The 921-nt window shown below is 61.9% G+C and carries 2 protein-coding genes; both read right to left on the bottom strand.

Annotated elements, in window-relative coordinates:
- Positions 1-774 (bottom strand): class I SAM-dependent DNA methyltransferase (locus tag E3D03_RS20955; RefSeq protein WP_263568547.1); only part of this gene is annotated, 774 nt, incomplete at its 3' end.
- Positions 771-896, bottom strand: coding sequence for a hypothetical protein (locus tag E3D03_RS20950; protein WP_263568548.1), 126 nt, complete (start codon positions 894-896; stop codon positions 771-773). The genes E3D03_RS20950 and E3D03_RS20955, both read right to left, overlap by 4 nt.
- Between the last annotated feature and the right edge of the window lie 25 nt (positions 897-921).

Raw genomic sequence — 921 nt, 5'->3', positions numbered from 1 at the left:
GGCCACCTGGAAGTCCTCGATCCCGTGCAGGACGAGGTTCATCCGGGCGATCGCGGCCGTGGTCAGGTTTTTCTCCTGGCCATAAATCTTGCCGTAGAATGTGCGCGGGTCGCCACCCTTGCGCATCACATGCTCGATGGCCCCGAGCAGCATGCCGCCCGTGCCGCAGGCGGGGTCGTAGATGCTTTCGCTCTCCTGAGGGTCGAGGATTTCGACCATCATGCGCACGACGCCGCGTGGCGTGTAGAACTCGCCCGCCTTGTTGCGGCGGGTGACGTCGGCAAACTTGCCTACCAGATATTCGTAGGCGTCGCCCAGCACGTCAGTGCTGACGGTGGTGTTGCCGAGCCCGATCTCAGAGAACCCCTCGATCAAATCCTTCAGCAACTCGTCGGAAAACTTCTCCTTGTTGCCCCAGTCCGCCGAACCGAATACGCGGAACAGCGTGTCCGGATTGGCCCGCTCGATCTCCTGCATGGCCTTCTGGAGGGCCGCGCCGACGTTGGCCGGAACTTCTCTGATGTCGTTCCAGTGACAGCCTTCAGGCAGCACGAAACGGTGCACCTCCGGAAACAGGGAGGGGTCCGCTTCGCCATAGATCTCCCGAGCCTCAGCCGTCTCTTCGTCCCAGACGTCGGAGATGCGCTTGAAAAACAGCAAGGGCAGAATGTAGCCCTTCCAGTCGGTGCGATCGACAGCTGAGCCGCGAAGAGTATTCGCGGCGTCCCACATCGCAGATTTCAATTGCAGACCACTGTTCAACGAATCGTTCATTCTTCACTCTGAGCGCCACCGGGGGCTTTGGGGGCTGCGCCGGCCTCGACCGCCTTCAGCCGTTCATATTCCTCGACGGCCAACACGACGACGACAGTCCGCCCGTGCTTGGCCACCGCCACCGGCTCGGCTCGGGCGAGATCGATC

This window comes from Paracoccus sp. DMF, from assembly GCF_004407025.1.
Taxonomy (GTDB): Bacteria; Pseudomonadota; Alphaproteobacteria; order Rhodobacterales; family Rhodobacteraceae; genus Paracoccus; species Paracoccus aminovorans_B.
The sequence above is the reverse complement of the archived record's forward strand: the minus strand, read 5'-3'. Positions and strand labels throughout refer to the sequence as shown.